The sequence below is a fragment of the Streptomyces sp. NPDC015532 genome, assembly GCF_043078065.1.
GTDB lineage: Bacteria > Actinomycetota > Actinomycetes > Streptomycetales > Streptomycetaceae > Streptomyces.
In genome coordinates, this window is the sequence record NZ_JBIBSY010000004.1 from 511,484 (window position 1) to 537,074 (window position 25,591).

Here is a 25,591-nt window from a genome sequence, read left to right on the forward strand (position 1 = left end):
GGTTACGCGATCACCACCTTGACGATGCCGGTGAGGGCGATCTGGGCGAGGGACAGAGGGACGAGGAGGGTCCAGGAGAGTCTCTGGAGCTGGTCCTCGCGCAGGCGGGGGTAGGTGACGCGGAGCCAGATGACGACGAAGGCGAGGATCGCGGCCTTCAGGAGCGTCCAGACCCAGCCGAGGCCGTCGGCGCCCCAGGGGCCGTGCCAGCCGCCCAGGAAGAGGACGGTGGTCAGGCCGCACAGGACGACGATTCCCGCGTACTCGGCGAGCAGGAACAGGGCGAAACGCAGGCCCGTGTACTCGGTGTACGCGCCGAAGATGATCTCGGAGTCGGCGACGGGCATGTCGAAGGGGGGCCGTTGGAGTTCGGCGAGGCCGGCGACGAAGAACACGATCGCGCCGACGATCTGCCAGGGCAGCCACCACCACTGGAAGGCGTCCACGATGCCGGGGAGCGAGACCGTGCCCGCCGCCATCGCGACCGAGGCCGCGGTCAGGAGCATCGGAAGCTCGTACGCGAGGAGCTGGGCGGCCGTGCGCAGGCCTCCGAGGAGGGAGAACTTGTTCGCCGACGCCCAGCCCGCCATGAGCGAGCCGAGGACGCCCACGCCCATGACGGCGAGGACGAAGAAGATGCCCGCGTCGACGACCTCGCCGACCGCGCCCTCCCCCGGGCCGATCGGGATGGCGAGGAGGACCAGGAGGTACGGGAGGAGGGCGACCGCGGGGGCGAGCTGGAAGATCCGCCGGTCCGCGCCCGCGGGGACGATGTCCTCCTTCTGCGCGAACTTCACGCCGTCCGCGACGAGCTGGGCCCAGCCGTGGAAGCCGCCCGCGTACATCGGGCCGAGCCGGCCCTGCATGTGGGCCATCACCTTGTGTTCGGTCTGGCCGACGATCAGGGGGAACGTCAGGAACACGACGAAGACGACGAGGAGGCGTAGGGCGACGTCGAGAGCGTCGTTCACTGCGTACCTCCGGAGGGGTCGTCGGGGCTGAGCGGCTTCGGCTCGGGCGCCGGGGCCGGGGCGGGCGTGGCATCGGGCTTCGGCTCGGGGCTCGGGCTCGGGGCCGGAGCGGCCTGGGGCTTCGGCCCCGGTGTCGGCTCGGGCTTCGAGGCCGGCGCGGCATCAGGCTTCGGCTCGGGGGCCGGGGCCGGAGCAGACTCGGGCTTCGACTCTTGGGCCGGGGCCGGAGCGGCCTTCGGCTTCGGCTCGGGTGTCGGCTCCGGTGTCGGCTTCGGCTCAGGGGCCGGTTCCGGCTCGTCGAACGCCGGTTTCGGCTGGTGCCACGGCGCGTCGGAGCCGCGCGGTGCGGCCGGCCTTCTGGCGGGCTTCGTCGCCGAGTCGGGCTCGGCTGCCCGCGCGGCGCTCGCCGGAGCGGCCGGTTCGGAGGAAGCCGCCGGTTCCGAGGCAGCCGCCGGTTCCGTCGCGGCCGTCGGCGCGTTCGCGGGCGCCGGTTCCGTGGGCTCGTTCGCAGCCGCCGGTTCCGTCGCGGCCGTCGGCTCGTTCGCGGCCGTCGGCTCGTTCGCAGCCCCCGGTTGGGGGGCGGGAGTCGGGGGCGGAGGGGGTGTCTCCTGGGCGCGTTGGCTGGCGGAGCCCTGGCTCACGCTGCGCGATCGGCGTGCGGGGCGCGCGGCTTCGGCACCGGCGGTGGCGCCCGCGTCGACGGACGCCGCGTCTGCTCCCGCAGCGCCTGCGGACGCGGCCACGGACGCCGTGGTGTCCGTTCCGGCAGGGGCGGCAGGGGCGGCAGGGGCAGCCGGTCCGGTAGGGGCGGTGGGTGTCTGACTGGCCGAGCCCTCCCCCGCCGTACGGGCCCTGCGGACCGGGCGGTCGCCGGCGGGGCGGGCCGCGCCACGGGCCGGGCGGGACGGAGCCGGGGGGAGCTGACCCTTGAGGGGGCCCCACTCGTTGGGGTCGGGTACGCCGGGCGGCAGCATCTGGCGGCGCTTCGGGCCGCCGTGCTCGGACTCGCCGGGCTCCTTCGCACCGGGCCAGGCCTTGGCGACGCGGGCGGCCAGGACGAAGTCCTTGCGGAGGGGGTGTCCCTCGAAGCCGTCCGGCAGAAGCAGGGGGTCGAGGCCGGGGTGGCCCTCGAACGTCACGCCGAACATCTCGTGGGTCTCGCGCTCGTGCCAGGCGGCGCCCGCGTAGACGGAGACCGCCGACGGGAGGACGGGGGCGGTGTGCGGGACGGTCGTGCGGACGAGGAGGCGGCGTACCGGGGACAGGGCCACGACGTGGGCCGAGACGCGGAAGCCGGTGCCGGGTTCGTCCACGGCGCTCAGCCAGTCGAAGTAGGTGCAGCCCAGGGTGTCGCGGGCCGTCTCCAGGGCCGCGGTCCAGGAAGCCGGAGGTACATCGACGGTCAGGACCTCGTACGACTCCTCGGCCGTGGCGTCGGGGCCGAAGAGTTCCTCGGCGGGGCCGGGGAGCCAGCCGACGGTCATCGGTCCTCCTCACCGGGGGCGGTCGTATCCGTCCCCGGAACGCTCGTCGCAGAAGGGGCCGGCGGCTCCACCAGGCCGCTCTGGAGCGCGGCGGTGGACGGGCGCGGCGCGTCGGACCCGTAGCGCTCCCCCAGCGATTCCCTGGCGATCTTCTCCTGGAGCTTGAGGATGCCCTGGAGCAGGGCCTCGGGCCGGGGCGGGCACCCGGGGACGTAGACGTCGACGGGGATGATCTGGTCGACGCCCTTGGTGACGGAGTAGGAGTCCCAGTACGGGCCGCCGCAGTTGGAGCAGGCGCCGAAGGAGATGACGTACTTCGGCTCGGGCATCTGCTCGTACAGCCGCTTGACGGCGGGCGCCATCTTGTCCGTGACCGTGCCCGAGACCACCATCAGGTCGGCCTGTCGGGGGCCCGGCGCGAACGGGATCACGCCCAGGCGGATGAAGTCGTGGCGGGCCATCGACGCGGCGATGAACTCGATCGCGCAGCAGGCGAGGCCGAAGTTGAAGACCCAGAGCGAGTAGCGGCGGCCCCAGTTCAGGACCACCTTCATGGGCTCGGGTGCGAGGCGGGCGAGCGCGCCGAGCCGCTTCGGCTCGGGCAGCAGCACCGGCTGTTCCGGGGTGGAGGGGGTCACGTCCATGTCAGGACGCCCTTCTTGTATGCGTACAGCAGGCCCACGGCCAGGAAGCCGAGGAAGATGAACATCTCGACGAGCGTCGCGGCGCCGTAGCCGGGAGCGGCGAAGACCGTGGCCCAGGGGAAGAGGAAGATCGAGTCGACGGCGAAGATGACGTAGAGGAAGGCGTACACGTAATAGCGGACCTGGGTGTGGGCCCAGCCCTCGCCGACCGGGTCGACGCCGCACTCGTAGGTCAGGAGTTTCTCGGGGGTGGGGACCACGGGCCGCAGCAGCCGGCCGGCCCCGAAGGCGACGGCGACGAACAGCACGCCCACGACGGCGAGCAGTCCGACGACCGAGTAGGACTGGAAGTAGTCCGCCGCGACGACGGTTCCGGTCGCCGCGAGAACGGTCGGTTCCGGCACGTCAGCCCCTCACTCCGTGACCTCGTTGCACCCCGTCGTACGCCGTCGCGCACTCTGTGATGCGCCATGTTCGACGATCTGTACGGACGGGAGTCTAGGGCCTGCTAAAGAGAGCGTAAGCAGCCTGTCACGCCTCGACCATCCCTCGACCATCAGTGACGTGTTCACGTCTCACGGTGTGAACAGGCCCCGGCAGGGTGGGGTTATCCCCAGTGCATCGCGGCGGCCCACCTCATGGCGCGGCGGCGCGCCGCCGGGCAGGGTAGCGGATATGACCGAACGCATCCCGCCCGCCGGCCCGTCGGACACCCCGTCCGACGGTGACCGGCCGCCCGCCGTACGTCTCGCCCTGGACCCGGGGACCTGGAAGGAGATCGCCCACCTCCTGGCGAATCTGCCGGCCGCGATCATCGGGTTCGTGTACGTGGTGACGATGCTCGCCACGGGTGCGGGGCTCGCCGTGACCGTCGTCGGGCTGCCCCTGCTCGCGGCCGGGCTGCGCGGTTCACGGCAGCTGGGCAAGCTGGAGCGCGGGCGGGCGCGGCGGCTGCTGGGGCTGCGGATCGACGAACCGAGCCCGTTGCCGGTGCGCCGGACCGGCTTCTTCGGCTGGCTGTGGTCGAGCCTGAAGGACCCGGTGGGCTGGCGGGCGGTGCTGTACGGCCTCATACGGCTGCCCTGGGGCATCGTCACCTTCACGGTGACGCTCGTGTCGCTGTTCGTGCTGTGGCCGGTGCTGCCGTTCATCGCGCGGGGGCTGACGAACGCCGACCGGGCGATGGTGCGCGGACTGCTGTCGCCCTCCGACGAGTTGGAGCGGCGCATCGCCGAACTGGAGTCGGACCGCGGGGTGGTGGTCGACACGGCCGCCGCCGACCTGCGCCGTATCGAGCGCGATCTGCACGACGGGGCGCAGGCCCGGCTCGTCAACCTCGCGATGGGGCTCGGCCTGGCGAAGGAGAAACTCCTGGAGGACCCCGACGCGGCGGCGACGATGGTGGACGAGGCGCACGGCGAGGTGAAGCTGGCCCTTCAGGAACTGCGTGATCTGGCCCGCGGCATCCACCCGGCGGTCCTGACCGACCGGGGTCTGGACGCCGCCCTGTCCTCGATCGCCTCGCGGTGCACCGTGCCCGTGAAGGTGTCCACCGAGCTGGAGACGCGGCCGGCCGCCGCCATCGAGGGCATCGCGTACTTCACCGTCTCCGAACTGCTCCAGAACGTCAGCAAGCACAGCGGGGCGAGGTCCGCGTCGGTCGACCTCTGGCGGTCGGACGACCGTCTGCTCATCCAGGTCCGGGACGACGGCCGCGGCGGGGCGGGCGTCGACGGCGGTACGGGCATGGCGGGGCTCGCGGACCGGCTCGGCGCGGTGGACGGGCTGTTCATCGTCGACTCACCGGTGGGCGGCCCGACGGTGATCACGGCCGAACTGCCGTGGCGGGACCGCCAGAACGAGCCCGCGTCGTAGCCCAGGGCACGGGCCCGCGTCGTGGCCCAGGGCACAAGTCCGCGTCGTAGCCCACGGCGCGAGCCCGCGTCGTGGCCCAGGGCACAAGTCCGCGTCGTAGCCCACGGCCGACTCGGTGGAGACCTCCGGCCGGGGGACCCGTGAGGGCGCCGGCCGGTGGTCCTCACCGGTCCGCCGGGGCGAGGTAGGGAAAACCCCCCGTACAAGACGCCGATCCGCCGCATGTCCCGCGGGCCTGCCAGGCGGCACGCTTGAAGGAGAGGGAGCAGCCGACGCGCGGACCGAAGCGCGCGGAACGCGAAGAGGCGCAGGACGAGACGAGAGAACGGACGAACCGATGGCCACGGAGTACGGACACGGATACGGGCACCGGAGCGGTCCCGGATTCGACGACGCGGGTGCCGGAGAGCGTCGGCACCGGCTTCCGGCCCCCCTGCGGGCGCCGTTCGAGGCCCGCAGCCTGCGCGAGTTCGGCTACGTGCTGCTGGGCCTGCCGCTCGGCATCCTCATGTTCACGTTCGCGGTCACGATGGTCTCGCTCGGCGCGGGCCTGCTGGTCACGTTCCTGGGCGTTCCGGTGCTCGCCGCCGCGCTGGCCGGCTGCCGCGGCCTCGGCTCGCTGGAGCGGGCGCGGGCGCGCGGACTGCTCGGTGTCGAGGTGGCCGAGCCCGAGCCCCTGAGCACGAAGAAGCAGGGGGCGATGGCGTGGATGGGCGCCGTGCTCAAGAGCGGCACGTCCTGGCGGCACCTGCTGTACGCGGTGGTCCAGTTCCCGTGGTCGGTGTTCTCCTTCGTCGTCGCGGTGAACTTCTGGGTGTACGGGTGGGCGCTGCTGACGTATCCCCTGTGGTTCTGGATCTTCCCGATGTACGGCGGTCAGGACGGACTCCAGCTGTACGGCGACAGCACGCACTCGATCTATCTGGACAACCCGTTCGAGATCACGGTGACCGCCCTGGTGGGACTGCTCTTCACGATGGCGACCCCGTGGATCGTGCGGGCGCTGACCAGCGTGGACCGGCTGATGGTGCGCGGGCTGCTCGGCCCCTCGCGGCTGGCCACGCGCGTGGTGGAGCTGGAGTCCGACCGCGGGGTCGTGGTCGACACGGCCGCCGCCGACCTGCGCCGTATCGAGCGGGATCTGCACGACGGGGCGCAGGCCCGGCTCGTCGCCCTGGCGATGGACCTGGGGCTCGCCAAGGAGAAGCTGGCCGAGGACCCCGAGGCCGCGGCGCGGATGGTGGACGAGGCGCACGGCGAGGTCAAGACGGCGTTGCAGGAGCTGCGGGATCTCGCGCGCGGTATCCATCCGGCGGTGCTGACCGACCGCGGGCTCGACGCCGCGCTGTCCTCGATCGCCTCGCGGTGCACGGTGCCGGTGCGGGTGGAAGTGGATCTGGCGGCGCGGCCGGCGCCCGCGATCGAGGGGATCGCGTACTTCACCGTCTCCGAACTGCTCCAGAACGTCAGCAAGCACTCCCGGGCGACGCGGGCGACCGTCGATGTGTGGCGGGTGGAGAACCGGCTGATGATCCAGGTCGGCGACAACGGGGCCGGCGGGGCCGATGTCACCGAGGGCTCGGGCCTGGCGGGGCTCACGGAGCGGCTCGACGCGGTGGACGGGATCCTGGTGGTGGACTCGCCGCCGGCCGGTCCCACCATGATCACGGCGGAGCTGCCCTGGCGGGGCTGAGACACCCGGCCACCCGCACGCGGCGACCCCGGTGCACACCACCGGGGTCCTCGCGTGCGTCTGGGCGGGAGCGGCGGGCCGGCGTACCCGACCGGGGGCGGTCCCGTTCCGCATACCCCACTGGGGGTGGACGTCTGGGCCCTGCCTGCCAGGGGTGGCAAGGTCCGGGCGGCCGGTGCCGCGGAACAGCCGGGCCACCGGAACGAAAAATCAACCTGAAGAGCAGAACCCCTCAGGGGCCGGCAAGGGCCCCGCCCAGTCCGCCAACACCCTCCACCCCCGCCACCGGGCCCGCCGACGCACCGCGTCGAGGCCGCCACCGCCCCCCTCTTCACGTCGCCCGGGCGCATCCGGGTCCGAATGCTGGAATGCTGGGGTCTGTCGTACGAGCGGGCACGAACCCGGCGGAGCCGGGGGCGGCCGGGGGCGGGCTCTGGGGGGCCGAGAAATCGTGGAGGACAGGGTGCGGGTCGTCATCGCCGAGGATTCAGTGCTGCTCAGGGAGGGCCTGACCCGGTTGCTGACCGACCGTGGGCATGATGTCGTTGCAGGGGTCGGGGACGGCGAAGCGCTGATCAAGACCATCACCGAGTTCGCGGCGCAGGACGCGCTGCCGGACGTCGTCGTGGCGGACGTACGGATGCCGCCGACGCACACCGACGAAGGCGTGCGGGCGGCCGTGCAGCTGCGCAAGACCCATCCGGGACTCGGTGTGCTCGTGCTGTCACAGTACGTGGAGGAGCGGTACGCCACCGAACTGCTGGCCGGTTCGAGCCGCGGCGTCGGCTATCTGCTCAAGGACCGGGTCGCCGAGGTGCGCGAGTTCGTGGACGCGGTGGTGCGGGTGGCCCAGGGGGGTACCGCGCTCGACCCGGAGGTGGTGGCGCAGCTGCTGGGCCGCAGCCGCAAGCAGGACGTGCTGGCCGGGCTGACGCCGAGGGAGCGCGAGGTCCTCGGGCTCATGGCCGAGGGCCGGACGAACTCCGCCGTGGCCCGTCAGCTGGTGGTCAGCGACGGCGCCGTCGAGAAGCACGTCAGCAACATCTTCCAGAAGCTCGGCTTGTCACAAAGTGACGGGGATCATCGGCGTGTTCTGGCCGTCCTCACGTACCTGAACTCGTGACGGACTGACAGTCTGTCAGTTGTCGAGCAGAACCAAAGGGTGAGCGGGGAACGTCGTTCGAGGAAGGGACCGGGGGCGGGAAAAATCGTGACACGTCAGGATGTCAGGACGTCTCAAAGCGACGTCCACGATACGAATGGCCCAAGGAAGGCGACCCTTACCGACGTAGGGTTGGAAAAGGAAGGGTCTGCGGGAAGGCCACTCCCGGACAGCCGCCTCAAAGGAGGTCCAGTTCAGTGACGAGCAAGGTCAGCAGCCCAACGGAACAGGCCGACGAAGCCGTCGTAGGAGAACAGCGCAAACCGCCGGGGGCGAAGGACGTCCGTCGGCTCGACCGGGTCATCATCCGGTTCGCGGGGGACTCCGGTGACGGTATGCAGCTCACCGGCGACCGCTTCACCTCGGAGACTGCCTCCTTCGGCAACGACCTCTCGACCCTGCCGAACTTCCCTGCCGAGATCCGCGCGCCCGCAGGCACACTGCCGGGCGTTTCGTCTTTCCAACTGCATTTCGCCGACCACGACATCCTCACGCCGGGCGACGCGCCCAACGTCCTCGTGGCCATGAACCCGGCCGCCCTGAAGGCGAACATCGCGGACGTGCCGCGCGGCGCCGAGATCATCGTCAACACGGACGAGTTCACCAAACGCGCGATGCAGAAGGTCGGCTACGCCACCAGTCCGCTGGAGGACGGCTCGCTGGACGGCTACAACGTCCATCCCGTCCCGCTCACGACGATGACCGTCGAGGCGCTGAAGGAGTTCGAGCTCACCCGCAAGGAAGCCGAGCGCTCCAAGAACATGTTCGCGCTGGGCCTGTTGTCGTGGATGTACCACCGGCCCACCGAAGGCACCGAGAAGTTCCTGCGGACCAAGTTCGCCAAGAAGCCCGACATCGCGGCCGCCAACCTCGCCGCGTTCCGGGCCGGCTGGAACTTCGGCGAGACGACCGAGGACTTCGCCGTCTCCTACGAGGTCGCGCCGGCGTCGAAGACCTTCCCGACCGGCACCTACCGGAACATCTCCGGGAACCTCGCCCTGTCGTACGGGCTGGTCGCCGCCTCCCGGCAGGCCGATCTGCCGCTCTACCTGGGCTCCTACCCCATCACCCCGGCCTCGGACATCCTGCATGAGCTGAGTAAGCACAAGAACTTCGGCGTGCGCACCTTCCAGGCCGAGGACGAGATCGCGGGCATCGGCGCGGCGCTGGGCGCGGCGTTCGGCGGCTCGCTCGCGGTGACGACCACGTCCGGTCCCGGTGTGGCGCTGAAGTCGGAGACGATCGGGCTCGCCGTCTCCCTCGAACTGCCCCTGCTCGTCATCGACATCCAGCGCGGCGGACCCTCGACGGGACTGCCGACCAAGACCGAGCAGGCCGACCTTCTCCAGGCGATGTACGGGCGCAACGGCGAGGCCCCGGTGCCGATCGTCGCGCCGCGCACCCCGGCCGACTGCTTCGACGCGGCCATCGAGGCGGCCCGGATCGCGCTGACGTACCGGACGCCCGTCCTGCTGCTCTCCGACGGCTACCTGGCCAACGGCTCCGAGCCGTGGCGCGTCCCGGAGACCGACGAACTCCCCGACCTGCGGGTGCAGTTCGCCCAGGGTCCCAATCACACGCTGGACGACGGCACCGAGGTCTTCTGGCCCTACAAGCGCGACCCGGGAACCCTCGCCCGCCCCTGGGCCGTCCCGGGAACTCCCGGCCTGGAGCACCGCATCGGCGGTATCGAGAAGCAGGACGGCAGCGGCAACATCTCGTACGACCCCGCCAACCACGACTTCATGGTCCGCACCCGGCAGGCCAAGATCGACGGCATCGACGTTCCGGACCTGGAGGTCGACGACCCCACCGCGGGCACCGTCACGGCGGCCAACACCCTTGTCCTGGGCTGGGGTTCGACGTACGGGCCGATCACCGCCGCGGTCCGCCGGCTGCGCACCGCCGGGGAGCACATCGCACAGGCGCATCTGCGTCACCTCAACCCCTTCCCGCGGAATCTGGGAGCGGTGCTCGGGCGTTACGACAAGGTGGTGATCCCCGAGATGAACCTCGGTCAGCTCGCCACCCTCGTGCGGGCCAGATATCTGGTGGACGCGCACTCGTACAACCAGGTCAACGGCATGCCCTTCAAGGCTGAGCAGCTCGCCACGGCTCTCAAGGAGGCCATCGATGGCTGACACGTCAACGGAAGGCACGGGCACGATCGAGGCGCTTTCTCTCGTCCCCAAGGCCGAGGCCAGGCAGTCCATGAAGGACTTCAAGTCCGATCAGGAAGTGCGCTGGTGCCCCGGCTGCGGTGACTACGCGATCCTCGCCGCCGTCCAGGGCTTCATGCCCGAACTCGGCCTGGCGAAGGAGAACATCGTCTTCGTCTCGGGCATCGGCTGCTCGTCCCGCTTCCCGTACTACATGAACACCTACGGGATGCACTCCATCCACGGCCGCGCCCCGGCCATCGCGACCGGGCTCGCCTCCTCCCGGCGCGACCTGTCCGTCTGGGTCGTCACCGGCGACGGCGACGCGCTGTCCATCGGCGGCAACCACCTGATCCACGCGCTGCGCCGCAACGTGAACCTGAAGATCCTGCTCTTCAACAACCGGATCTACGGACTCACCAAGGGCCAGTACTCCCCGACCTCCGAGGTCGGCAAGATCACCAAGTCGACACCGATGGGCTCGCTGGACGCCCCCTTCAACCCGGTGTCCCTGGCGATCGGCGCGGAGGCGTCCTTCGTGGCCCGGACCGTGGACTCGGACCGCAAGCACCTCACCGACGTGCTGCGGCAGGCCGCCGCCCACCCCGGCACGGCCCTGGTGGAGATCTACCAGAACTGCAACATCTTCAACGACGGCGCGTTCGAGGTCCTCAAGGACAGACAGCAGGCCGAGGAAGCCGTCATCCGCCTGGAGCACGGACAGCCCATCCGCTTCGGCGCCGACGGCTCCCGCGGTGTGGTCCGCGACCCGCGCACCGGCGACCTCCAGGTCGTCACCGTCACCCCCGACAACGCCTCGCAGGTCCTCGTCCACGACGCGCACACCGCGTCCCCGACCACCGCGTTCGCGCTGTCCCGCCTCGCCGACCCCGACACCCTGCACCACACCCCCATCGGGGTGTTCCGCTCGGTCGACCGGCCGGTCTACGACACGCAGATGGCCGACCAGCTCGACACCGCCATCGAACAGAACGGCAAGGGCGACCTCGCGGCGCTCCTCGCCGGCGGCGACACCTGGACGGTCGTCGGCTGAGTCCGTCGCAAGAGGTTCCTAGGAGGCCCGGGCCTTGAGTGCCCGGGCCTCGTCGTAGGCGCCGCGGGCCCGCTCGACGTCGGCCATGCGCTCATTGGTCCACAGCGCCAGCGACCGCACCTGCTCGGCGGCCTCGCGGCCCAGGTCGGTCAGGGAGTAGTCGACGCGCGGCGGAATGACCGGCTTGGCGTCGCGATGGACGAGCCCGTCGCGCTCCAGCGTCTGCAGGGTCTGGGTGAGCATCTTCTCGCTGACCCCTCTCCCGACCCTGCCGATCGCGCGGCGCAGCTCACTGAAGCGGTACGAACGCTCCAGGAGCTCGATCAGGACGAGGACGCCCCAGCGGCTGGTGACGTGTTCCAGGACCAGGCGGTAGGGGCACATCGCCTCGCCGGCGTCGTACCCGTCCGCTGCCTTGCTGCTTACGGCCATGCCAGTACCTTACTTCAAGGTGGGTACTTTCCAACAGTTAGTGCAGCTCCTAGGGTGAGTGACATCCGCACCCCACAAGGAGATGTACGCCATGAGCATCGTCGTCACCGGAGCCACCGGACACCTCGGCCGTCACGTGGTCGAGCAGTTGCTGGAGAAGGTCCCCGCCGAGGAGATCACCGCCGTCGTGCGGGACGAGTCCAAGGCCGCCGACCTCGCGGCCCGCGGCGTACGGCTCGCGGTCGCCGACTACAACACGCCCAAGACCTTCGACGGCCTGTTCGCGGCGGGCGACAAGGTGCTGCTGATCTCGGGCAACGAGTTCGACAAGGGCCGCGTCGGGCAGCACCGGGTCGTCATCGACGCGGCCCGGGCGGCGGGGGTCTCCCTCCTCGCCTACACCAGCGCCCCCGGGGGCCTGACGGCCGCGCTGGCCGACGACCACCGCGCCACCGAGGACGTCCTGCTCGCCTCCGGGCTGCCCTACACGCTGCTGCGCAACGGCTGGTACCACGAGAACTACACCGAGAACCTCGCCCCGGTGCTGGAGCACGAGGCCGTCGTCCAGGCCGCCGGAGAGGGCCGCATCGCCTCCGCCTCGCGCGCCGACTACGCGGCCGCCGCGGTCGCGGTGCTGACCGGCGAGGGGCACGAGAACACGACGTACGAGCTGAGCGGCGACGAGGCGTGGGGCTTCGCCGAGTACGCCGCCGAGCTGAGCCGGCAGACCGGCAAGGAGATCACCTACAACCCCGTCTCCCCCGAGACCTTCGCCTCCATCCTGACCGGCGCCGGGCTGCCCGAGGCGTTCGCCGGGATCCTCGCGGGTGTCGACGTCTCCATCGAGAAGGGCGAGCTGGCCGCCACGCCCGGCGACCTGTCCCGGCTCACGGGCCGCCCGACCACGCCGATCAGCGAGTCCGTCGCGGCGGCGCTGAAGGGCTGACGTCCCGGCGGGCACCGGGTGCCCGTCCCGTACGCCCCCGCCTGTCATGACCGTATGGCGATACGGGCATGACAGGCGGGAGCGTACGGCGCTACCTTCTTTCATGCTGCACGGAAGTTCCCCGACCCCGCGGGAGCGCCGGAGCGCGGGACGCGACAGTCGTCCGAGACCGTGGGAGAAGGAGACGCCGGTGGCCGGGAAGTCGAGAGGCGAGCAGCGCATAGGTCTGCTGAACGGCTTCGCGGCGTACGGGATGTGGGGGCTCGTCCCCCTCTTCTGGCCGCTGCTGAAGCCCGCCGGAGCGATCGAGATCCTCGCCCACCGGATGGTGTGGTCCCTGGCGGTGGTCGGCGTCCTGCTGCTGGTGACGCGGCGCTGGGCCTGGGCGGGCGAACTGCTGCGGCAGCCGCGCAAGCTGGCGTTGATCACGGTCGCGGCGGCGGTCATCACCGTCAACTGGGGCGTCTACATCTGGGCGGTCAACTCAGGGCACGTGGTGGAGGCCTCGCTGGGCTACTTCATCAACCCCCTGGTCACCATCGCGATGGGCGTGCTGCTCCTCAAGGAGCGGCTGCGGCCGGTGCAGTGGGCCGCCGTGGGCGTCGGCGCCGCGGCCGTCCTCGTCCTGACGATCGGCTACGGCCGCCCGCCGTGGATCTCCCTCTGTCTCGCCTTCTCCTTCGCCACGTACGGCCTGGCGAAGAAGAAGGTCAACCTCGGCGGCCTCGAATCGCTCGCCGCCGAGAGCACGATCCAGTTCCTGCCCGCGCTGGCGTATCTGCTGTGGGTGGGCTCGCGCGGCGACGCGACGTTCACCGCGCAGGGGCCGGGGCACGCCGCGCTGCTCGCGGCGACCGGTGTGGTCACCGCGATCCCCCTGATCTGCTTCGGCGCCGCCGCGATCCGCGTGCCGCTGTCCACCCTGGGCCTGCTCCAGTACATGGCGCCCGTGTTCCAGTTCCTCCTCGGCATCTTCTACTTCCACGAGGCCATGCCGGCCGAGCGGTGGGCCGGGTTCGCGCTGGTGTGGCTCGCGCTGTCGCTCCTGACGTTCGACGCGCTGCGCGCCGCGCGCCGCGGTGCGCGGGCCCTGCGGGAAGCGGCCCGCGCGGACTCGGCGGCGACGGCCGCCGGCACCGGGGCGGGTGCCGCGGGTGCCACCGCCGGGATCGCGGAGGTCGCCGCCGTCGCCGCGGGCACGGCGCCCGAGGCCGCGGCAATCGCCGCCGGCACCGTCGGCTCCGCCGGTCGGACCGGGTCGCACGGCACCTCGTGACGAACGGGCGGCCTCGCCCGGCGCGAACCGGCGGGGCCTTCTCCCGTACGACATGAGGGCGGGTCCGGGGCGAACCGGCGGGGCCTTCCTCCGTACGACGTGAAGGCGGGTCCGGGGCCAACCGGCGGGGCCTTCCTCCGTACGACGTGAAGGCGGGCCCGGGGCCAACCGGCGGGGTCTTCCTCCGTACGACATGAGGGCGGGTCCGGCGCGTGTCCTTGCCCGCTCGGCCGGACACCCACTATGAGTGGCTCATGACGCCGACTCCCGTGCCCGCGACCACACCCGTCCACTGGAAACTCGTCATCGACTCCGCGGATCCGCACGCGCAGGCCGACTTCTGGTCCGCCGCGCTCGGTTACACGGTCGAGGACAACAGCGCCTTCATCGAGCAACTGCTGAGCCTCGGCGCCCTGCCGGCCGAGGCCACCGTCGACTTCCACGGCCGCCCGGCCTTCCGGGACCTGATCGCCGTACGGCATCCCGAGGACCCGTACGACGAGGAACGCGGTACCGGCCTCGGGCGGCGCCTGCTCTTCCAGCGGGTCCCCGAACCCAAGACGCAGAAGAACCGGCTCCACCTCGACCTGCATCCCGGCGAGGGCCGGCGCGCCGGCGAGGTCGAGCGCCTGACCTCGCTGGGCGCCGCCGTCCTGCGCGAGGTGAAGGAACCCGCGGGCGAGTGGGTCGTGATGACGGACCCCGAGGGCAACGAGTTCTGCGTCAGCTGAGGCCGGGCAGCGGCAGCGCCGCCGCCCGGCCGCTCCGCTCCTCACTCACCGTGGGCGCGGGGCGTCCGGGCGTAGGGGTTGTCCGCGGCGAGACGGGCGCGTTCCGCGAGGCGGATCATGCGGGTGCGGGCCGATTCGAGCTGTTCGAGGTCGTCGGCGGCGGGACCGTCGTCGGCCGCGAGCTCGGTCCACAGTCCGATCAGGTCCCGCCCGAGGTGCAGGCCCTGGAGGGGATCGCGGACGGCCCGCCACGCGGCGGCGGCGCTCTGGACGTTTCCGTAGGCGGCCCCGGAGTCCCGGTGACGTCGGCGGACCCTCGCGAGATCCAGCGAGAGATGGAACGACCTGAGCGCGTCACCCGCCAGGTAGGCGATGTACGCGGTCAGTTCGCGCAGCTTCAGCACCTCGGGGTGTTCCTGGCCCAGTGCCTGGGCCGCCTCCGCGACGGCGCGCTCCGCCATGCCCGCGGCGGCCTCGATCCGGCCCATCTTCACGGCCTCGTTGATCCGGGCGACGGGCTCGGCGAGGAACGCCGAGGCGGCGTCCCGTTCCGCGGCCGGCTCCCGCGGACTCGGCGCGAGCACCGCCTCGGCCACGGCGTCGAAGCCGCGGGCGGGGGTCGGTTTCGGTTCCGGCTCCGGGCCGAGCAGCGCTAGGGCCTCCATCGCGGAAGCGGGCTTCCGCTCCGGGGCGGCCGCCTTCGGCTCGGGGACGCGCTCCGGCTCCGGGACCGGGCCGAACTCTCCCGTCGGAGCGGGCACCGCGGCGGCCGCCGACTCCGGCACGGCCCGCAGGACGCGTGTCGACGCGGCCCCGGGCAGCGGCTTCGGTTCGGGTACCGCCCGCAGCACGAAGGTGGACGGCGTGGGAGTACCGGGCACGGCGGGGTCGGCCGCGGGCACCTGATCGGGGCCCGGGGCAGGAGCGACGGCACCGCCGTTCGCCGGACCGGCCCCCGCACCGGGACCCGCGGTGACGACCGGCTCGGCCATCGCCGCGGGGGCGGGCACGGGCGCGGGCGCCGGGGCGGGCACGGATTCCGGGGATGCCGGCTGCACGGGCTGCGGTTGTAGCTGCGGCTGCGGCACGAACTCGGCGGTCACGGCCGGCTCCTGCGGGCGCACCGGCGCGGGCCGCGACTCCCCGACGAACTCCGGGCGAGGCGCCGGCTCCTGCCCACGCACCGGCGCGGGCTGCGGCACGAACTCCGGGCGAGGCGTCGGCTCCGCCGCGGGCTGCGGCACGAACTCCGCCGTCACCGCCGGCTCCTGCCCACGCACCGGCGCGGGCCGCGACTCCCCGACGAACTCCGGGCGAGGCGCCGGCTCCGCCGCGGGCTGCGGCACGAACTCCGCCGTCACCGCCGGCTCCTGCGGGCGCACCGGCGTCGGCCGCGACTCCCCGACGAACTCCGGGCGGGCGGGCGGTGCCGTGGGCGGGTACGCGGGTGCGGGCACCGGCTCGGGTGTCGTCGCCGGGGCCGACGGTGTGCCGGACTCCGGTCCCGGGATCGGTCGCGCAGGGGGTTCCGGCACCGCGCGCAGGAGGAACGTCGCCTTGTCCCGGCGCGGGACGGCCGGGGCCTCCGGAGCGTCCGGAGCGTCCGGAGCCTCTGACGCGTGTACGGGCGTCTCGGCGGGCATCGGGACGGGCGGAAGCGGCGGAGTCGGGACCTCCGGACGTCGCTGGGCGGGGGCCTGCGGTACGCCCTCGGCCGGAGACTGCGGCCTCCCCTGGAACGGCGTCTGCGGGACCTCGCCGACCGGATGCCGCGGGCGCTCGGGAGCCGGGGGCTGCTGGTGTCCCCCGGCTCCGAAGGGCGGGCGCTCGGGAGCCGGGGACTGTGGACGCCGTTCCGGAGCCGGGGGCTGCGCGTGCTGCTCACGAACCGGTGGCTGTGGCTGCCGGGGCGAGGGCTCGGTGAAGTCGTGGGCCGGGGCGTGGGGGTGGCCCTCGGATGGGGTGTGGCGGTGCTCCTGGGGCGGAAGCTGCGGGCGCCTATCGGGCCGGGACTCGCTCCCCCGCACGGGCGGCGCGGGAGGTGCCACCCGTACCGGCTCCGCCGTGTAGCGGCTGGAACCGTCGACGTGCACCTGGAGCGGGACGACGAAGCCGATGCGTTCGTCGTGGATGCTGGCCAGCACCGGGTGACCGGTGGCGAGGGCGAGGCGGTGCAGGTAGTTCAGGATCGCGCCCTGGACCGTCTCGCCGGGCGCGGCCACGACCGGCATCCCGCCGACCGTGGCACAGCCCTGCACCCCGGCGGCCCCGGGCGCCACCGCGGCGTCCGCGGACGCCGTCACGTGCACCTCGATCGGCGCCGTCCCGGCGGTCGGCTGCCCTCCGGCACCTGCCGCCGAGCGCTGCCGCTTGAGTTCCCGCTTCTGTTCGCGGCTGAGTCGAGACATCGGTTCCCTCACGAAGGGGTGGTCGAGGACGGGTTCGGGGACATCGTCGAGGCCGAGGCCGAGGCCGGCGTCGAGGGCTCGGAGGCTGACGGCAGGGGAGGCGGGTCGGCCGCCTCCACGGTCGTCACCTCGGCGACGTGCCACGGACGGCCGCCACCCGCCCGGGTCAGTTTGAGGTAGACGTTCGCGCGCGGACCCGCGCTCGTCCAGCCGTCGCGGCCGTGGGCCGTGCCCTCCACGAAGAGCGCGCGGTAGGCCAGGACGGCCGTGTCGGCGGGGCCGTCGGCGTCGTCGTCCGCGGTCACGTCCACGGTGATCCAGGCCCGGTGGCCGGCCCAGGTGTTCCACTGGGCGCCCGCCCCGCTCGCGGGGTGGTACGACCGCTCGGCCGCGGCCTTGGACGCGGTGAACCAGCGCGCGGAACGCAGCATGGCGTCGTGGGGACCGTAGTCGTACTTCGTGTCATAGCCGTACGCCACCTCCGCCCACGCCTCCGATACTGCCGTCGCGTCCGTCCCGTCGACACCCGACGGGCTCGGCACGTGTGCGTCCGTGCCCAGCGGCCTGCCCGGCGGGAGGGACGCCTTCGGTGCCACGGACGGCACCACGGAGGGCGACGAACCCGGCACGCCCACGTCATCACGATGGTCCCGCAGGCCACAGCCCGTCAACGCCAGGACCCCGGCCACGGACACGACCGCCAGCGCGGCGAACGTCCCGCGTACCCCCGTACGGACCGCTGTACCCGTCCGTGTCGTCCTCATCCTCGCCTCCCTCCTCACTTCAGCCCCAGCCAGGGTGCCGGATCCACGTACGTGCCGTTCAGCTGGACCTCGAAGTGCGCGTGCGGCCCCGTCGAGAGACCGGTGGAGCCCACCTCGCCCACCTTCTGGCCGACCTGCACCTGCTGGCCGACGTGCACGCTGAGGCTCCGCATGTGGTTGTACGTCGTCGAGACGCGGTCGCCGTCGATGGTCCCGTGCGAGATGACCACGCGGTTGCCGTAACCGTTGGACCAGCCCGCGAAGGTGACCGTGCCACCCCGGGCCGCCTTGAACGGCGTACCCAGCGGCGCCGCGAAGTCGATGCCGGTGTGCAGCTTGTAGACGTGCTTGATCGGGTGAAGGCGCATGCCGTACGGGGACGTCACCCGCGGATGGCCGGAGAGCGGCATCGCCAGCTTCTGGCCGGGGGGAATGGTGCCCGGCGGATCGTCCACCGACTCGTACTTGGGTATCAGGGACTTGATGCGGGCGACGTAGTTCCGGGTCTCGGTGTACGGCGGCATGCCGTGGTACTGGTACACCGCGCCGGGGCCCGCGTTGTACGCCGCGAGCGCGAGGTCGAGGGTCTCGCCGCTCGCCTCGCCGCGGTTCTTGTACCCCTCGACCTTCTTGGCGAGAGCGCAGTCGTAACGGCCCTGCGCCATGATCGCGTCACCGGGATCGAACGGCGAGGCCCGGCCGTTGCCGTCGTCGTCCTTGCCCCAGCTCGGCCAGGTCCCCGGCATGAACTGCGACAGCCCCTCGGCGCCCACGGGGGAACGGGCGTTGGGGTTCCAGCCCGACTCGGCCTCGATCTGCGCGGCGATGACCGCGGGCTTGATGACCTCGCACATGGCGCCCGCCTTCAGCACCCAGGGCACGTAACTCTGAGGCACGGCACCGTCCTTCAGGCCCCCGCCCGCGCCCGACCCCGGATCCTCCTCGCTCGACGCCCCGCTCACCGCGACCATCATGACCACCGGCATGATCACGACGGCCAGGCAGCCGCCGACCACCCAGGTCATGGTGGATCCGCCCCCGTTGGACATCGGCCCCCCTCAGCCTCATGTTCCGGTCGTGTACATGCAGTCGAGTCTCTCGGCTCCCACCCGATTCCCGCGTCACCACGGCGTCACAGGCTCGTCCCAGGAACTCACGCCCCGTTACCCAACTCGCCCCGCCGCCGGGAGGATCGGTCCACCGACGACGAAAGAGAGCACCCATGCGAGGGATCGAGGGGTGGCGATGCGGGTGAACGAGAGGGTGGCCGTGCGCGGGAGCGAAGGAGTGCCGCCGCGCGGCAGAGACGGCGCGGTGCCGCACGGGAGCGGGCCGGACGGGCCCGAGATATGGATCCGCGGGGCGGCCGGGGAACCGGAACAGCCTCCGCCGCACTACGAGGAGGAGCGCCGCCCCATGGCCCGCGCGCGCCGGTTCTCCTGGATCGCCACGCACGGCGGAGCCGGTTCCTCCACGCTCGCCAGCGTCTTCGGCGGCCATGACGCGGGCCGCGACTGGCCCCGGCCGGACCGGGGCGACCCGGCCTCGGTCCTGCTCGTCGGGCGTACGCACGCGGCGGGACTGGACGCCGTGTCGCACACCCTCGACATCTTCCGCCGGGGCGACGCGCCGCCGGGACTCGATCTCGACGCCATCGTCCTGGTCGCGGACGCGCCCGGCCGGCTGCCGCGTCAGCTCACCCAGCGCGTCAAGGTCATCAACTCGGCCATCGACGTCTACCGGGTGCCGTGGATGCCCGCGTGGCGCACCGGCGACCTCTCCGGACCGCTGCCCCGCGAGGCGGCCTCCCTGGCCCGGCTGACGGGAAGGACCGCGCCATGACCGCCCTGCACGCGCTCGCCGCCACCCCGCTGGCCGTGGACGCGAAGGTCACCGGCCAGCTCGACTACGTCCTCGGCATCATCGCCTGGCTCGTCACCGCCGCCGGTGTAGCGGGTCTGATGATGGTGGGCTCCAGGATGGCGCTGGCCGTCAAGTCCGGTGAGTTCGAGGAGCACTTGAGTCAGTTCCTGATGGTGCTGGGCGCCTGCGTCATCGGCGCCACGGCGGGCCCGATCGTCGGTTTCGTGCTCTGAGCCGTCCGACGCTCACGGAGGCGACCCCGCCGCACGGGCGCCGTCCGGCGGAGACCGGCCACCATCCGTCGGGCGCCGCCGGCCGTACGCCTTCCGCCATCCGCCGGACACCGTCCGGCCCACGCGCGCATCGGGGAGATCTTCCGAGGCACCATCACACCTGATGGTGCCTCACCTCTTTGTCGCGCCTCCCACCTCGTCTTTCATGACGGTCTCTTCCCGTCTGTCACGGACACGTCACCGACAGGTGCTGGTCTCCCACATCGCTTGGCCCCGGCCCACAGAAGTCGCCAAGCTCACTGTGCACCGGGAACGCAGGGCGTCCCACGGATCTTCATCGCCCTCACGTACCGCTCACAGCAAGCACGTACCGCTCGTACCGAGCAAGTGCCGCTCAGAACCCGGCAGTTCCGCCCCGTCCAGGACGTGTGCGCGGCAGCCGGCCGTATCGGGGAGAGACAATGTTCAAGGCGATAGCAGCCCAGGCCCACCAGTACGTCTATCTGGCGGACGGGAAGATCCCCAACCCCAACCGCGACGCGCCGAACGCGCTCACCGGCAAGGTCGACACCGTCCTCGGCATCCTCGCCTGGGCCGGCACCGCGGCGGGCGTCGCGGGTGTGCTCATCACCGGCGCCATGATGGCGATCTCGATGCGCCGCGGCGAGGGCTCGGAGCACATGGGCCGCCTCGGCATGGTGCTCGGCGGCTGCGTCCTGGTGGCCACCGCGGGTCCCGTCGTCACCTTCGTCTTCGCCTGACCGACACCTCGTCAGAGCCTGAGCGAAGGGAGCGCAACCATGCTGAACTCCGGTCGGCCCCAAGGGGGCAGCGGGGAGTGGGAACAGCCGTTCTGGCAGCAGCGGAGCTGGGTCCTGTCGGCCGGGTTCCTGCTGGTGCTGCTCGTACTCGCCGGTGCCACGATGCTCAGCGGAGGCGACGGGACACCGGCCGACGCGTCGGGCGGCGGCAAGGCGTCCCCCTCCGCGGAGGGGGACGCGGACCGGCACGGCGGCGGGGCGGACGCCCGCCCCGCCGGCTGCCGCACCGACGACAGCGGCCAGGCCAAGCCCACCCGGGCCCCGAAGGACTTCACGTGGAAGGCCGACGGGACGGGTCTGGTGCCGGTCTCGCGAACGGTGGGCCCGCTCACGTTCCACGGCCCTGTCTGGTCCTGCTTCGCCCACACGCCGATGGGCTCCGTCATGGCCGCCCACGCCATCACCGACCACCTGAGCTACCCGGGCTGGCGGCAGGTCGTCGACCGGCAGGTCGTCCCCGGCGCGGGCCGCGACGCACTCGTCGCGAGCCGTGCCGCGGCAGGCGACAAGCCGACCTCGGGAGCGCCCGACGGGGGCGGCTACGCCGGCTTCACCGTCCTGTCGTACGACAAGGAGAAGTCGACCGTGATGTTCGTCGTGCGGGTCCCCGGCAAGAACGCCTACGGCACCGCGTCGGTGACGCTGCGCTGGCTGGACGGCGACTGGAAACTCGCGCCCGACGCCGACGGGACCGTCTATTCGGGCATGTCGCAGATCAGCGGCACCAAGGGCTTCGTCACCTGGGAGGTGTGAGATGTCGTGTTCCTGGCGGGTGTACGACTGTGTGATCGACGAAGTCGGGACGCAGCTCACCGACAGTGCCGTGGTGGCCTTCGCCAAGGCGATCGGCGACGCGACCGCGGCCGTGCTCAAGGCACTCAACGGTGTGTGGATGAACGTCGACGTGGGAGACGCCTCCGGGCCCATCGCCAAGATCGACGCGGAGGTCGACTGGCTCGTCGGCTACGTGGCGGTGGCCTCGCTGCTGATCGCGGCGATCCACATGGCGCTGGAGCGCAAGGGCCAGCCCATGAAGCAGGCGTTCATGGGGATGTGGAAGGTCATCCTCGTCGGCGCGGTCGCCGTCCCGGTGGTCCAGGCGCTCACCAGGGCCTCCGACCTGTACGCGCAGGACGTGTACGCGAAGTCCGACCTCGGCGACCAGGCGTCGACGATGCTCGGTGTGCTGACCCTCGACCAGCCGGGCCTCATCCTCATCTTCGGCCTGCTGGTGATGCTGTCGAGCTTCGTGCAGATCTGTCTGATGTACATCCGCATCGGCGTCATGATCATGCTGGTCGGCACACTGCCGCTGGCCGCCGTCTCCTCGATGACCGGGTGGGGCGAGGGTTGGTGGAAGAAGCACGTCGGCTGGCTCGCGGCCTGGCTGCTGTACAAACCGGCGGCCGCGCTCATCATCTACTCGGCCACGTCGATGACCAAGGACACCAAGAACCTCGACCAGACCATCGCCGGTCTGGGCATGCTGATCATGGCGGTGTTCGCCCTGCCGGCCCTGCTCAAGCTGATCGTCCCGGCGACCGCGGCCCTGGGCGGCGCCTCGGGCGGCACGGTCACGCTGAACGCGGTCAACAACGTCGCCACCGGAGCCGTCAGCATCGCCGCGGGCGGTGCCGGCGGAGGCGGCGGGGGCGCCACCGGTCCCCAGGGCTCGCCGTCCGCGGGCGCCGGGGCTTCGAGCGGCGGCGCCGGTGGCGCCGGTGGCGCGGCGGCGGGCGGTGCGGCCGCCGCGGGCGCGGGCGCGGCCACGGGCGGCGCGACCCTCGCCGTACAGGCCGCGGCGGTCGCCGTGCAGACCGGTGTCGCGGCGGCCAGTGAGGTGGCCAACTCCCTGAACGACAACGACGGGATGAAGGGTCACAACCAGTAGGCGGCGGCCACGAGGTCAGGGGCCCTGAGCCCCCGGGAGTTCCGGGGCGGCGCGCGAACCGCCGTCACAGGGCCGGCCGCCGCCGCCCCGGAACTCCACCCCCGTCACGTATCCAGCGCTTCGAGCCGGAAGAAGGAACCCCATGTCCACCGACGCCATGACGCGTCCCACGTACGGGAACTGGCGCAGGCCCCGCCGTCCCGGACTCGGTCCGCTGGGTCTGCTCGGCACCGTCGTCGCCTTCGGCGGACTGCTGGTGGCGCTGCTCGCTTCGCTGGTCTCGCTGAGTGCCGCGATCGTCGTCCTCGTACCGGTCGCGCTCTTCCTCGCCCCACTGGCGCTGCGCACGGTCGACGGCCGCAACGTCTACCAGGTCCTCGCGATCCGGATCGGCTGGGCGCGGCGCAAGTCGTCCGGCTCGCACACCTACCTCTCGGGGCCGCTGTCCAAGCGCCCCGGCGGGCGCTACCAGCCGCCCGGACTGCTGGCGCGCACCCGGATGCACGAGGGCCGCGACGCCTACAACCGTTCCTTCGGCGTGCTGCACCACCCGGGCCGCGGCCTGTACACGGTGGTGCTGGCCTGTGAACCGGACGGCGGATCGCTGGTCGACCCCGCGCAGATCGACATCTGGGTGGCCTCCTGGGGCGACTGGCTCGCGCGGCTCTCGCACGAGCCGGGCCTGCGCGGCGCCCAGGTGGTCGTGGAGACCGCCCCGGACACCGGGACCCGGCTCGCGGCCGAGGTGCTCCCCCGGATCTCTCCGGACGCGCCGGCCGCCGCGCGCGCCGTGATGGAGGAGGTCGTCGAGCGCTATCCGTCGGCGTCCTCCGAGATGCACACGTACATCGCCCTGACCTACGGCCCGACGGGCGGCCCCAGGCGCGGCACGGACGACATCGTCACCGATCTGTCGATGCGGCTGCCCGGACTGCTGTCCGGTCTGGTCGCGGCGGGCGGCGGCAGCGCCTACCCGCTGCCCGCCGACCGGCTCGCCGAGATCGTCCGGGTGGCGTACGACCCCGCCATCGCGCCCGATGTGCTCAGCGCCCGTGCCGAGCACGCCGCGACCGGAGTGGAGTGGGGCGACGCGGGCCCGGCCGCGGCCGTGGAGACCGTCACCTCGTACCGACACGACTCGGGGGTCTCGCGCACCTGGATGCTGACGCTCGCGCCCCGCGGCACGGTCCGCTCCAGCGTGCTGCGCGGGCTCCTCGAACCGGCTCCGGGCACCCGGCGCAAGCGGGTCTCGCTGATCTACCGGCCCATCGACCCGGCCACCTCCGCCCGCATCGTCGAGTCCGACCGGCGCACCGCGCACTTCATGGCGGGCTCGCGGCGCGGTCTCGTCCAGGCGCGGGCCAGTTCGGAGATGCAGGCCGCCGAGCAGACCGCGGCCGAGGAGGCGGCGGGCGCGGGACTCGTGGAGTTCTCACTGATGGTGACGGTCACCGTGGACGACGAGGAGCAGTTGCAGGACGCGGGCATCACCGTGCGCAACCTCCAGGCCTCGTCCCGCATCCTGATGCGCCCCGCCGACCGTATGCAGGCCGCGGCCTTCACCTGCACGCTGCCGGTCGGCCTGCTCCCGTGGGAGCACACCCTCGTTCCGTACCAGATCAGGGAGGCACTGTGAGCAGGCGGCAGGCACAGGGGACACCGGGCGCCCTGGCGACACCGGGCGCCCTGGGAGTACCGGCCACCGCGCCGCCGCGCGGCTGGTACGGCCCCGCGGGCGGCCAGGTCGGGCATGTCGACCCGCCCGCGCTGTGGCGCGCGACCACCGTGCAGGCGTGCGGGCTGTGGCCGTTCGCGGCCGGCTCCGGCGCGCCGATGACCGGGGTTCCGCTCGGGCAGCATCTGCACACCGGGGCGACGGTGTGCGGCGACCCCATCTCCTGGTTCACCCGGGCCCGTTACATCTCCAACCCGTCGCTGTTCATGCTGGGCATGCCGGGCCTCGGCAAGTCGACCCTGGTCAACCGCATGCTGATCGGCATGTCCGCCACGGGCATCACGCCCCTGGTCCTCGGTGACCTGAAGCCTGACTACGCCGACACCGTACGGGCGCTGGGCGGCCAGGTGATCTCGATCGGACGCGGGGTCGGCGGCATCAACGTCCTCGACCCGGGCGCGATGGGCGAGGCGGCGGCCCGGATCGGCGGCGAGCGCGGCCGGATCCTGGCCGCGGAGGCGCACGGCCGGGTCCTGAACATGGTCGCCGCGCTGATCACCATCGTCCGCGGGCGTCCGATGGACGACCACGAGCAGTCGGTGCTGTCGGCCTGTCTGCACCATCTCGCGGAACGTACGAAGCCGGGGCGGCCGCCCCTGCTGCCGGATCTGCTGAAAGTGCTGGACGAGGGGCCGGACCGGGTCCGCGCGGTGACGCTGGACCGCGGGAACGTGGCCCGCTACCAGGAGGCCGTGGACCCGCTGCACCGCTCGCTCCTCGGCGTGCTCGACGGCCCGCTCGGCGACACCTTCGCCACCGAGACGTCCACCCGGATCAACCCGTCGTCGCCCGCGGTCTGCGTGGACATCTCCCGGATCGGCGAGGCGGACACCCAGCTGACGGCCGCGGCGATGCTCGCGGCCTGGTCGGACGGGCTCGGCACGGTGGCCGCCGCGCACGCCCTCGCGGACGCCGGACTCGCCCCGCAGCGCTGGTTCTTCACCGTCCTCGACGAACTGTGGCGTCCGCTGCGGGCGGCCTCCGGCATCGTGGAACGGATCGACGCGCTGACCCGGCTGAACCGTTCGCTCGGGCTCGGCGACGCGAAGATCACCCACACGCTGAAGGACGCCGAGGCCCTCGGCAGCGAGGCCGACCGGGCGAAGGCGCGGGGCTTCGTGGAGCGGGCGGGCATGGTCGTCTGCGCCGGTCTTCCGCGCTCGGAGATGCGGGAACTCGGCGAGATCGTCGGCATGTCCGAACGCGAGATCGAGCTCGTGTCCTCGTGGTCGTCCCCGCCCGGCTGGGCCAGCACCGGCGGCAACGAGGAGCCGCCCGGACGCGGACGCTTCCTGATCAAGGTCGGCGGCCGTCCCGGCATCCCGATCAAGGTGTCGATCACCGACACCGAGCGCGCGCTGCACAACACGAACACCCGCTGGTCGGAGGCGGGCAAGCCGTCCCTGCACAAGAACCCCGGCCCGAACTACAGCCAGTCCGGGACGTGAA

General features: G+C 72.2%; 23 protein-coding genes. 15 read left to right on the plus strand and 8 right to left on the minus strand.

Translation table 11 applies throughout. The annotated features are described in order from the left end of the window. Positions 1-2: 2 nt before the first annotated feature. From ACF07B_RS16755 to ACF07B_RS16770, 4 genes are read right to left on the minus strand one after another with little or no spacing between them, the layout of a single operon-like run. On the minus strand, positions 3-971 hold the full coding sequence (locus ACF07B_RS16755) for an NADH-quinone oxidoreductase subunit H (RefSeq protein WP_369480893.1): 969 nt from the start codon (positions 969-971) through the stop codon (positions 3-5). Continuing rightward, entirely contained in the window at positions 968-2,455 is a 1,488-nt protein-coding gene (locus ACF07B_RS16760; protein WP_392179446.1) for an NADH-quinone oxidoreductase subunit C, read from the minus strand. The genes ACF07B_RS16755 and ACF07B_RS16760 overlap by 4 nt, the downstream gene beginning before the upstream one ends. Further along, complete coding sequence (locus tag ACF07B_RS16765) at positions 2,452-3,099, minus strand: NADH-quinone oxidoreductase subunit B (RefSeq protein ID WP_392179447.1); 648 nt, start codon at positions 3,097-3,099, stop codon at positions 2,452-2,454. Before ACF07B_RS16765 ends, ACF07B_RS16760 begins: the two co-directional genes overlap by 4 nt. Beyond that, positions 3,090-3,503 (minus strand): NADH-quinone oxidoreductase subunit A, encoded by a 414-nt coding sequence (locus ACF07B_RS16770; RefSeq protein ID WP_362404155.1) that lies wholly within the window; start codon positions 3,501-3,503, stop codon positions 3,090-3,092. The genes ACF07B_RS16765 and ACF07B_RS16770 overlap by 10 nt, the downstream gene beginning before the upstream one ends. Before the next feature lie 271 nt (positions 3,504-3,774). Between ACF07B_RS16770 and ACF07B_RS16775 the strand changes: the two genes are divergently transcribed. The 5 genes from ACF07B_RS16775 to ACF07B_RS16795 all read left to right on the plus strand — a co-directional run bounded on the left by ACF07B_RS16775 (position 3,775) and on the right by ACF07B_RS16795 (position 11,042). Beyond that, a complete protein-coding gene (locus ACF07B_RS16775; protein WP_369480897.1) occupies positions 3,775-4,974 on the plus strand; it encodes a sensor histidine kinase in 1,200 nt (399 codons plus the stop codon). A gap of 337 nt (positions 4,975-5,311) precedes the next feature. Then, the gene (locus tag ACF07B_RS16780) at positions 5,312-6,667 is read left to right on the plus strand and encodes a sensor histidine kinase (RefSeq protein ID WP_392179448.1); all 1,356 of its coding nucleotides are present in this window, start codon (positions 5,312-5,314) and stop codon (positions 6,665-6,667) included. A gap of 463 nt (positions 6,668-7,130) precedes the next feature. Then, a complete protein-coding gene (locus ACF07B_RS16785; protein ID WP_392179541.1) occupies positions 7,131-7,790 on the plus strand; it encodes a LuxR C-terminal-related transcriptional regulator in 660 nt (219 codons plus the stop codon). 236 nt (positions 7,791-8,026) lie between these two features. Next, positions 8,027-9,970, plus strand: a complete 1,944-nt coding sequence (locus ACF07B_RS16790; RefSeq protein ID WP_369480899.1) for a 2-oxoacid:acceptor oxidoreductase subunit alpha — start codon at positions 8,027-8,029, stop codon at positions 9,968-9,970. Further along, entirely contained in the window at positions 9,963-11,042 is a 1,080-nt protein-coding gene (locus tag ACF07B_RS16795) for a 2-oxoacid:ferredoxin oxidoreductase subunit beta (protein WP_392179449.1), read from the plus strand. The genes ACF07B_RS16790 and ACF07B_RS16795 overlap by 8 nt, the downstream gene beginning before the upstream one ends. Positions 11,043-11,060: 18 nt before the next feature. Here the strand turns inward: ACF07B_RS16795 and ACF07B_RS16800 are convergent, their stop codons facing one another. Further along, on the minus strand, positions 11,061-11,474 hold the full coding sequence (locus tag ACF07B_RS16800) for a winged helix-turn-helix transcriptional regulator (RefSeq protein ID WP_392179450.1): 414 nt from the start codon (positions 11,472-11,474) through the stop codon (positions 11,061-11,063). Positions 11,475-11,565: 91 nt separating this feature from the next. On the opposite strand from ACF07B_RS16800, the gene ACF07B_RS16805 reads away from it, so the two are divergent. The 3 genes from ACF07B_RS16805 to ACF07B_RS16815 all read left to right on the plus strand — a co-directional run bounded on the left by ACF07B_RS16805 (position 11,566) and on the right by ACF07B_RS16815 (position 14,427). Next, complete coding sequence (locus ACF07B_RS16805; RefSeq protein ID WP_392179451.1) at positions 11,566-12,420, plus strand: SDR family oxidoreductase; 855 nt, start codon at positions 11,566-11,568, stop codon at positions 12,418-12,420. Between the two features lie 190 nt (positions 12,421-12,610). Then, positions 12,611-13,696, plus strand: a complete 1,086-nt coding sequence (gene rarD / locus ACF07B_RS16810) for an EamA family transporter RarD (protein ID WP_392179452.1) — start codon at positions 12,611-12,613, stop codon at positions 13,694-13,696. Between the two features lie 254 nt (positions 13,697-13,950). Then, positions 13,951-14,427 (plus strand): VOC family protein, encoded by a 477-nt coding sequence (locus ACF07B_RS16815; RefSeq protein WP_369486547.1) that lies wholly within the window; start codon positions 13,951-13,953, stop codon positions 14,425-14,427. A gap of 41 nt (positions 14,428-14,468) precedes the next feature. Here the strand turns inward: ACF07B_RS16815 and ACF07B_RS16820 are convergent, their stop codons facing one another. The 3 genes from ACF07B_RS16820 to ACF07B_RS16830 are packed head-to-tail and all read right to left on the minus strand — an operon-like array spanning position 14,469 to position 18,648. Further along, positions 14,469-16,835, minus strand: a complete 2,367-nt coding sequence (locus ACF07B_RS16820) for a hypothetical protein (RefSeq protein ID WP_392179453.1) — start codon at positions 16,833-16,835, stop codon at positions 14,469-14,471. A gap of 8 nt (positions 16,836-16,843) precedes the next feature. Beyond that, on the minus strand, positions 16,844-17,599 hold the full coding sequence (locus tag ACF07B_RS16825) for a hypothetical protein (RefSeq protein ID WP_392179454.1): 756 nt from the start codon (positions 17,597-17,599) through the stop codon (positions 16,844-16,846). Between the two features lie 14 nt (positions 17,600-17,613). Further along, complete coding sequence (locus ACF07B_RS16830) at positions 17,614-18,648, minus strand: peptidoglycan DD-metalloendopeptidase family protein (RefSeq protein WP_392179455.1); 1,035 nt, start codon at positions 18,646-18,648, stop codon at positions 17,614-17,616. Positions 18,649-18,844: 196 nt separating this feature from the next. Between ACF07B_RS16830 and ACF07B_RS16835 the strand changes: the two genes are divergently transcribed. From ACF07B_RS16835 to ACF07B_RS16865, 7 genes are all read left to right on the plus strand, one after another. Beyond that, positions 18,845-19,441, plus strand: a complete 597-nt coding sequence (locus ACF07B_RS16835; protein ID WP_392179456.1) for a hypothetical protein — start codon at positions 18,845-18,847, stop codon at positions 19,439-19,441. After that, positions 19,438-19,695, plus strand: coding sequence for a hypothetical protein (locus ACF07B_RS16840; RefSeq protein WP_392179457.1), 258 nt, complete (start codon positions 19,438-19,440; stop codon positions 19,693-19,695). Before ACF07B_RS16835 ends, ACF07B_RS16840 begins: the two co-directional genes overlap by 4 nt. 461 nt (positions 19,696-20,156) lie before the next feature. After that, a complete protein-coding gene (locus ACF07B_RS16845; RefSeq protein WP_329301164.1) occupies positions 20,157-20,456 on the plus strand; it encodes a hypothetical protein in 300 nt (99 codons plus the stop codon). 39 nt (positions 20,457-20,495) lie between these two features. Further along, the gene (locus ACF07B_RS16850) at positions 20,496-21,269 is read left to right on the plus strand and encodes a hypothetical protein (protein ID WP_392179458.1); all 774 of its coding nucleotides are present in this window, start codon (positions 20,496-20,498) and stop codon (positions 21,267-21,269) included. 1 nt (position 21,270) lies between these two features. Next, on the plus strand, positions 21,271-22,407 hold the full coding sequence (locus ACF07B_RS16855) for a hypothetical protein (RefSeq protein ID WP_392179459.1): 1,137 nt from the start codon (positions 21,271-21,273) through the stop codon (positions 22,405-22,407). A gap of 142 nt (positions 22,408-22,549) precedes the next feature. Beyond that, the gene (locus ACF07B_RS16860) at positions 22,550-24,043 is read left to right on the plus strand and encodes an SCO6880 family protein (protein ID WP_369480565.1); all 1,494 of its coding nucleotides are present in this window, start codon (positions 22,550-22,552) and stop codon (positions 24,041-24,043) included. A gap of 32 nt (positions 24,044-24,075) precedes the next feature. After that, positions 24,076-25,590 (plus strand): ATP/GTP-binding protein, encoded by a 1,515-nt coding sequence (locus tag ACF07B_RS16865; protein WP_392179542.1) that lies wholly within the window; start codon positions 24,076-24,078, stop codon positions 25,588-25,590. Position 25,591: the final 1 nt, after the last annotated feature.

Bases quoted from the DNA above. Each gene is read 5' to 3' on its own strand.
- ACF07B_RS16800 (WP_392179450.1), bottom strand. From the start codon at position 11,474: ATGGCCGTAAGCAGCAAGGCAGCGGACGGGTACGACGCCGGCGAGGCG.
- ACF07B_RS16835 (WP_392179456.1), top strand. From the start codon at position 18,845: ATGCGGGTGAACGAGAGGGTGGCCGTGCGCGGGAGCGAAGGAGTGCCG.
- ACF07B_RS16845 (WP_329301164.1), top strand. From the start codon at position 20,157: ATGTTCAAGGCGATAGCAGCCCAGGCCCACCAGTACGTCTATCTGGCG.
- ACF07B_RS16825 (WP_392179454.1), bottom strand. From the start codon at position 17,599: ATGAGGACGACACGGACGGGTACAGCGGTCCGTACGGGGGTACGCGGG.
- ACF07B_RS16780 (WP_392179448.1), top strand. From the start codon at position 5,312: ATGGCCACGGAGTACGGACACGGATACGGGCACCGGAGCGGTCCCGGA.
- ACF07B_RS16765 (WP_392179447.1), bottom strand. From the start codon at position 3,099: ATGGACGTGACCCCCTCCACCCCGGAACAGCCGGTGCTGCTGCCCGAG.
- ACF07B_RS16860 (WP_369480565.1), top strand. From the start codon at position 22,550: ATGTCCACCGACGCCATGACGCGTCCCACGTACGGGAACTGGCGCAGG.
- ACF07B_RS16830 (WP_392179455.1), bottom strand. From the start codon at position 18,648: ATGTCCAACGGGGGCGGATCCACCATGACCTGGGTGGTCGGCGGCTGC.
- ACF07B_RS16795 (WP_392179449.1), top strand. From the start codon at position 9,963: ATGGCTGACACGTCAACGGAAGGCACGGGCACGATCGAGGCGCTTTCT.
- ACF07B_RS16805 (WP_392179451.1), top strand. From the start codon at position 11,566: ATGAGCATCGTCGTCACCGGAGCCACCGGACACCTCGGCCGTCACGTG.
- ACF07B_RS16820 (WP_392179453.1), bottom strand. From the start codon at position 16,835: ATGTCTCGACTCAGCCGCGAACAGAAGCGGGAACTCAAGCGGCAGCGC.
- ACF07B_RS16855 (WP_392179459.1), top strand. From the start codon at position 21,271: ATGTCGTGTTCCTGGCGGGTGTACGACTGTGTGATCGACGAAGTCGGG.
- ACF07B_RS16775 (WP_369480897.1), top strand. From the start codon at position 3,775: ATGACCGAACGCATCCCGCCCGCCGGCCCGTCGGACACCCCGTCCGAC.
- ACF07B_RS16850 (WP_392179458.1), top strand. From the start codon at position 20,496: ATGCTGAACTCCGGTCGGCCCCAAGGGGGCAGCGGGGAGTGGGAACAG.
- ACF07B_RS16815 (WP_369486547.1), top strand. From the start codon at position 13,951: ATGACGCCGACTCCCGTGCCCGCGACCACACCCGTCCACTGGAAACTC.
- ACF07B_RS16840 (WP_392179457.1), top strand. From the start codon at position 19,438: ATGACCGCCCTGCACGCGCTCGCCGCCACCCCGCTGGCCGTGGACGCG.
- ACF07B_RS16760 (WP_392179446.1), bottom strand. From the start codon at position 2,455: ATGACCGTCGGCTGGCTCCCCGGCCCCGCCGAGGAACTCTTCGGCCCC.